The sequence below is a fragment of the Paenibacillus sp. Y930 genome (genome assembly GCF_056786375.1).
Genome location: NZ_JBXCIX010000016.1, coordinates 1 through 7,096, shown reverse-complemented (window position 1 = coordinate 7,096; position 7,096 = coordinate 1). Strand labels below are relative to the sequence as shown.

The following is a 7,096-nucleotide window of genomic DNA, read 5'->3' as shown; positions in this document are numbered from 1 at the left end:
ACTTGAACCACTTGAACCACTTGAACCACTTGAACCACTTGAACCACTTGAACCACTTGAAAAGCATGTTTAAGAACAATAAAAAAACAGTTTTAAGAACAATTTAAAACAGCTGTTAAAATCAAGAAACTGAATAATTGAAGGTCGACGTCCTGTCTTCATTCGAGAAGTTCGGATTACAACAGCGTATAACACAGTATTCAAGCTGCGGCTACGCCTTGGTCACATTGATGCTATTGGCAGGAGTAGCGGATTCAGTGACAACTTGCTGCGCAAGTTCGTGAATACGAGAACGTTATAGGAAATCAGCGAAAAAAAATGAAAAATAAATTAATATTGTTTACTTAAAACTAATAGGCAAGATCATGAAAATAACCTTTCCGATCATTTTATACTAGGAGTGAAATAATCAGATGATTAAACGAGTTCTTGTTTTATTGGTTATATTTTTCTTTCAACTTAATTCGCTCATCAACGCAACCGAACCGAACGCCAAAAGTGTTACTTATAATATTGTTATTGATAACAAAGAGTTTAAGCTCACTACACAGGCTTACATACAAAATGGAGTAACCATGATACCTTTCCGCCCATTTTTCAACCAACTTGGCTTTAATGTAGAGTGGGATTCTAAAAACAATCAGGTGATAGGGAAAAATGCTGACAAGACAATTAAACTTACCATTGGCTCCGTTAACGCTAAAGTTAATGATAATATCGAAGTTATGCCAATAGCGCCAACAATTAAAAATGGAACAACGTTTATTCCTCTAAGATTTGTCGGAACCGCAAGTGGAGGGAGCGTAGAACTATATGGTGGATCATTAAATGTAATATGGATTACTTCTGCAAAACAGAACCAACTTTTAGATGCTGTTTTAAACAAAAATATAGTGGAAGTCACCGGATTGTTAAAATCAGGTGCTGATCCAACTGTTATGGTTGGTCCAGTGGGTCCTGCTATATATAGCTTTGTTGATAATTCTGTAGAAATAGTGAAGTTATTCTTAGAAAACGGAATGGATGTAAATTATTACTCAGAAGGTCTAAATCCCGGATATACATTACTCCAACATGCTGCTTCTGAAGGACACGTGGAAGTAGTCAAATTCCTTTTACTATCTGGTGCGAATCCTTTGCTAACAGCTGGTAAAACTTGGACTGCTTTAGAACTTGCTGAGTATTGGAAAGTTAAAGTTGAAAATGGGTATCTGAATATTTTAGACCCGTTAAATACATCATCCGTCGAGTCATACGATGAGATTATCGAACTGCTAAGCGTAGCGACGAATAGTGACGTGGATGATTCTAATAAGATCACTATTACACAAAATGATATTTGAATTGTTCAAGTATTTCGAAGAAGGGCTGACATCCTATAACACAGTATTCACGCAGCGGCTACGCCTTGGTCACTTTGATGCTTTTGGCAGAAGTAGTAGATTCAGTGACAACTTCCTTCGGAAGTTCGTGAATACCTGAACGTTATAAGAAATCCCCGCTAATAATAACACGAGGTGAATTGTTGGAAAATACAAATGCTAAAGTTTATTTAAGTATTTATGGTGAGAGTTTTCCGATACAGGACCTTTCCGATGTTTTGGAATTAGAACCTACGGAATCACATGAAAAGGGTGATGAAATCATAGTAGAACCAAGTCCTCATTACCGTTATGTAGGAAAAAAAATCAGGAAAGAAACGTCTTGGGAATTAGGAACAGATTATGAAGAAACATATGAATTGGAAGAACAGATAAATAAAATTCTAATAAAATTAAAAAATAAAGAAGAGATAATCACTAACTTTTGTAAGGAATATAACTTAAATTGTTTATTTATGATTGTGATAAAAATGAATAATGGTGTAACTCCTGCAGTTGGGATAAGCCATGAATTTATAAAAATGGCAAATCAGTTAGGAGCAGAAATTCATTTTGATCTCTATGCAAATCCATATAAATCTGATTTTGAATAATATTAATATTTTAGTTTTACAGTGAAGGCGGGGACATCTTATAACACAGTATTCAAGCGGCGGCTCCGCCTTGGTCACTTTGATGCTTTTGACAGGGTAGTAGATTCAGTGACAACTTGCTGCGCAATTTCGTGAATACCTGAACGTTAGCTGAAATCATTGAAATCAAATTACAGAATGGAGAGATTACTTGCTTCTTAAAAAACTTGAAGAAAAAATATTGCAAAACAATATAGATGAAGTAATACAGATCCTAGACGAAGTGGTAACTGAAAACAACAGTAGTTACAACGAGTACTTACTCAATCAATTACGAACAACTGAAAATCACTTATTAAGAAATCAAATTTCATTGACTTTGTCTGATTTGAACTTCCAGGCAGTAGTCCCTGTAATAATTGAATTACTCCAATCACCTAAAACAGAAGGCTATAGGGGCACATTAATTTACTCGATAAGATCATTAAACTATCTTGAATACATAGATACCATAATTGAATTGTGTTTAGAGAGTAATCTAGAGGTGAAACTTGAATGTCTGCGATTAATTAATGATGTACAAGATAAAATACCAAAAAACTTAAAGAAGAAATACAAAAAAATAGTGGATGAACAAATAGATGAGTTGAAAATCAAAAAAAGTTTATTGAAAGAATTAAAAACGTTAATTAAATAAATTCAATTTGGTAGTAATACAATGAAGTCAATGACATCAGCTAACACAGTATTCACGCGGCGGCTGCGCCTTGGTCACTGTGATGCTTTTGACAGGGGAGTAGTTTCAAGTGACAACTTGCTGCGCAAGTTCGTGAATACCTGAACGTTATACGAAAACTTGCTAGGGCTAATACACAATAAAAAATCCAAGCATATAGGAGGTAAATCGAAATGAGAAATGAAAAAAAACAAAAGTATCATGTATTAGCCAGGGGAATTATTCTTTCGGAAAGTCAGCAATATTTATTAGTAGCCCATTGTATTGGGATGGACAATACTTTTTTACCAGGCGGACATGTAGAATTTGGAGAAGGAATACGTACAACTTTATCAAGAGAAATTGAAGAAGAACTAGGATTGATAAGTGAAATAAAAGAATATATAGGAGCAGTTGAAGCTGAATTTGATCACGAAGAGAGCTATCACCAGGAAATAAATCATTTATTTAAAACTGAAATAGAAGATTTGTCTCATACAAGGAACCCAGTATCCAAAGAAAGTCATTTGGAATTCTATTGGATTCATATTAATGAAATGGAAAGACATAATCTTCAACCCTATCCGGTAAGAAAAATAATAAAGGACTATATAATGCAAGGATCAGGACCATATTTTGAAAGCACTTTCGAGATGAATGCAAATAAGTAGTAGGCATATCAATGAAGAGCAAGTCTTCGTATAACACCGTATTCACGCAGCGGCTACACCTTGGTCACTTTGATGATTTTGACAGAGCAGTAGATTCATGTGACAACTTGCTACGCAAGTTCGTGAATACCTGAACGTTATATGAAATCAGCCTAAACAATGAAAGGAGCAAGATTTATGTTGATCCGAGAAGCAGTAGGGAAAGATAAAGAACAATTATTCAATCTCTATAGAATGTTAGTTCCAAATAGCAAAAAAATGAATGTTTTAGAAGAACAAATAGAAAAAATCAGATTAGATCCTACAAATTTTTTGTTAGTCTACGATGAAGAAGGGGAAATCTTAGGAACGGTGACCTTAAATATATGTTTTCAGGCACTGCACGGTCTTAGACCATATGCAGTGCTTGAAAATATAATAGTCCATGAGAATCACAGGAGTAAGCATATTGGGCCAAAACTTTTAGAGTATGTCGATGGTTATTGCAAATCTATTGATTGTCACAGAATAATGTTATTAAGTAACTCACAACGTATAAGAGCTCACCAATTCTTTGAAAAGGAAGGTTACAGTGGGTCAGTGAGTAAGGGATTTAAAAAATATCTATAAAGAGTTTGTTAGAACAATCGGGGGAAGAGGCTGACTTCATATAACACAGTATTCAAGCGGCGGCTACGCCTTGGTCACTTTGATGCTTTTGGCAGAAGTAGTAGATTCAGTGACAACTTCCTACGGATGTTCGTGAATACAAGAACGTTATATGACATGGGGGGTAAATACGATTAAAACCTGATAATAAGTGCGATTTCTTTTGTTATTCTCATTGTCTTAATTGGGGTAATATCATATTTGGAAAGATCACACTAAGACGAGTAAAATAATTCAAATTTAAATAAGAAGATGAATGAAAAACTAATTTCTACTACTGAGATGTCCAAAGTAGTATAGGGGTTGATGAGTTGATTAAATTAGACGAGTTAGAACTCGGCATGAGATTAATTCGAAAATATCAATTGTTCAATGTAAGCTATGAGAAAGAATTTATTGTGGTTCCTTCTGAAAAAATATTTAGTGTTGATAAAATCAATGAAGTTAAGTTTGCCGGATTTGAAGTTACAAATTTCGATGACGCTGACTTTATAGTTTTTAATAATCAACTCAAATTAGAAGAATGGAGCATAAAAAGGTAATCAATCAAGAAGAATTAAAATAATATTTGATGAACAGCTAAAGGGATTTTATTTTGGAGAAGACAAAGTAAAGGCTTTCTAATTGTATATCAGGAAGCCCCCACATCATATAACACAGTATTCACGCGGCGGCTACGCCTTGGTCACTTTGATGCTTTTGGCAGAAGTAGTAGATTCATGTGACAACTTGCTGCGCAAGTTCGTGAATACCTGAACGTTAGACGACATACTAAATTCATGGAGGTTTTTTAAGTGCCAAATCATATGACTTCAATTGGATTCGAAGTTGATTCTAGAGAAGACTTTGAGAGATTAGCAGAGTATGCTCTTACTACTGGTGAAACAATCAAAACAAAGAAAGGAAATTACTCATTTTCTCAGAACGGAAAGGGAATTGAATTATGGCTTCAATTAAATAAGAGTAATGAAATTATAGGTTTGAATCCGCATTATTCCGGTTCATCAAGAATGAAGGTTGGGATAACAAATGAAATAATAAACGATTCAAACTCTATACTTGACGGGTCATTTCATGCTTGGGCTGATCCCATAGATGAATTAGGAGAGTCAGGAAGTTATCCATTTGTCTTTGATTTGCCTAACCGAGCCAACTATGGTGAACTCCTAGTTCCACAAATACTTAATATTCAGTTGACCGCCTTTGCACATGAACTGAGTATATATGATGATGAAGATGAATTTAATAAATCTCAGGACAGTGATATGAAATTTGCTGCTGAGTCATTCATACCTTCAGGTTTATTTGGAGAAGAGGAGACACCCTGTGCTAGAGCAATATTTACAGGCAGGGTAGTAGACACTTCTATTATTGCGAATGAACATACAGGTGCAACATTTTGTTGGGCACTAGTCAAGACATTAGGTGGTGAGATAGATGTGGTCTTAGATAAAGAACTTTTAAGTAAAAAAATTATTCCTGGTGGAATTGTTTCAGGTTCTTTTTGGTTAAGTGCAAAATTTCTCGATGAACCAGTAATTAAGGGTAAATCAATAATTCAAAGATTATTTGGAAGATAAGTACGTCGTCTAACACAGTATTCACGCGGCGGCTACGCCTTGGTCACTTGATGCTTTTGGCAGAAGTAGCAGATATTCAGTGACAACTTGCTGCGCAAGTTCGTGAATACAAGAACGATATGTGAAACATCTGGATTGGTAAAACCATATAAATACAAGTGCTATTCAAAGCAAACAGAAAAAGCAACAATACTAGATCGTATCTCGTTGTAGTAAGTAGAAACGAACATCAAATCTAATCACAAGAATAATTAGTTTCATCCTCGCACCATGAACCGCACCAGTTGGAGGTCCAACTATAATGTCAGAAAACCCAGATGAAAACCATGATTCAAAAAAGAATGAACAGAAACCTTAAGGAAAAAAAGCAATATAGATGAAGTCATTAAGACATATAAAAATGATAGCATGGCAACATTTAGGTTTGTGAAGTATTTCAAGAAGTCAGATGCATCACATATCACCGTATTCACGCGGCGGGCATACGCCCTTGGTCAGCAGAGGAAATTCAGGATGAAGTTTCTGTCTGACAACTTGCTGCGGAAGTTCGTGAATACACGAACGTTATGTGAAACTCCCTTACAACAAAAAAACCATAAATTGAAACCATAATAATATAGAGGTGTTGACTATTCAAACAGTTAATTATAATAGAAAGACTTTTGTATCCATTGAGAACACAGACAATGGTGAAATTACTAGTGAAACAGTATTTAATTATAGACAACAAGATCGAATGGTTTGGGCTGATTATTCAGGTGGAGGAATATTACTTGGACACTTAGTTGGAACGGTTGATGATAGTGGAAAACTTGATATGAGATATCATCATGTGAATGAAAATGGTGAATTAATGACTGGAGTATGTATTTCAACCCCAGAGATATTAGATGATGGTCGAATAAGAATATATGAAAGATGGCAATGGACATGTAAAGATCAATCTATAGGACATTCAATAATAGAAGAAGTAAGAACATAGAAAAATAGATTTTAAGAAACTCGAAGAGGCAGGGAGCATCACATAACACAGTATTCACGCAGCGGCTACGCCTTGGTCACTTTGATGCATTTGGCAGAAGAAGCAGATTCAGTGACAACTTGCTGCGCAAGTTCGTGAATACCTGAACGTTATGTGAAATCACAGTAAAAAGTTAGCATTTCAAGGAGGATAATATGAAGACCATCATCTATATGGTTAGACACGCTGAATCACTATACACCGAAGGAACAGAAATAACTAGAGGACTCACCATTAAGGGCTTGGGTGATGTTGAAAAAGTTACTGAAATTCTTAAAGAAGAAGAAATAGATGTTATTATATCTAGTCCATATAACCGAGCAATCCTGAGTATTGAGGGATTGGCACAATACTTAGGACTAGATATCAAAACATTTGAAGATCTCAGGGAAAGGCATTTTGCTGGAGAAATTATTGGAAATGCTGAGTTAATGTCAGTTATTAGAGAGGGATTTAATGATCTTGATTATTCTTTACCGGGTGGGGAGTCTAATTCTAATTGCCAGA

The 7,096-nt window shown here is 35.1% G+C and carries 9 protein-coding genes; all 9 read left to right on the top strand.

Annotated features, from left to right (window positions below):
• Positions 1 to 413: 413 nt before the first annotated feature.
• Positions 414 to 1,343, top strand: coding sequence for a stalk domain-containing protein (locus tag AC1TO5_RS20885; RefSeq protein WP_482064767.1), 930 nt, complete (start codon positions 414 to 416; stop codon positions 1,341 to 1,343).
• A 182-nt stretch (positions 1,344 to 1,525) separates the two neighbouring features.
• Positions 1,526 to 1,975: a DUF4279 domain-containing protein gene (locus AC1TO5_RS20880; RefSeq protein WP_482064766.1), complete on the top strand. Its 450-nt coding sequence runs from the start codon at positions 1,526 to 1,528 to the stop codon at positions 1,973 to 1,975.
• A gap of 190 nt (positions 1,976 to 2,165) precedes the next feature.
• The gene (locus AC1TO5_RS20875) at positions 2,166 to 2,651 is read left to right on the top strand and encodes a hypothetical protein (RefSeq protein ID WP_482064765.1); all 486 of its coding nucleotides are present in this window, start codon (positions 2,166 to 2,168) and stop codon (positions 2,649 to 2,651) included.
• A 212-nt stretch (positions 2,652 to 2,863) separates the two neighbouring features.
• A complete protein-coding gene (locus AC1TO5_RS20870; protein WP_482064764.1) occupies positions 2,864 to 3,340 on the top strand; it encodes an NUDIX domain-containing protein in 477 nt (158 codons plus the stop codon).
• A 177-nt stretch (positions 3,341 to 3,517) separates the two neighbouring features.
• On the top strand, positions 3,518 to 3,949 hold the full coding sequence (locus AC1TO5_RS20865; protein ID WP_482064763.1) for a GNAT family N-acetyltransferase: 432 nt from the start codon (positions 3,518 to 3,520) through the stop codon (positions 3,947 to 3,949).
• Positions 3,950 to 4,299: 350 nt separating this feature from the next.
• Positions 4,300 to 4,530 (top strand): hypothetical protein, encoded by a 231-nt coding sequence (locus AC1TO5_RS20860; RefSeq protein ID WP_482064762.1) that lies wholly within the window; start codon positions 4,300 to 4,302, stop codon positions 4,528 to 4,530.
• A gap of 252 nt (positions 4,531 to 4,782) precedes the next feature.
• Entirely contained in the window at positions 4,783 to 5,568 is a 786-nt protein-coding gene (locus AC1TO5_RS20855) for a hypothetical protein (RefSeq protein WP_482064761.1), read from the top strand.
• 625 nt (positions 5,569 to 6,193) lie between these two features.
• Positions 6,194 to 6,550, top strand: coding sequence for an avidin-fold protein (locus tag AC1TO5_RS20850; protein ID WP_482064760.1), 357 nt, complete (start codon positions 6,194 to 6,196; stop codon positions 6,548 to 6,550).
• 194 nt (positions 6,551 to 6,744) lie between these two features.
• Positions 6,745 to 7,096: histidine phosphatase family protein (locus tag AC1TO5_RS20845; protein ID WP_482064759.1), on the top strand; the 352-nt coding region annotated here is incomplete at its 3' end.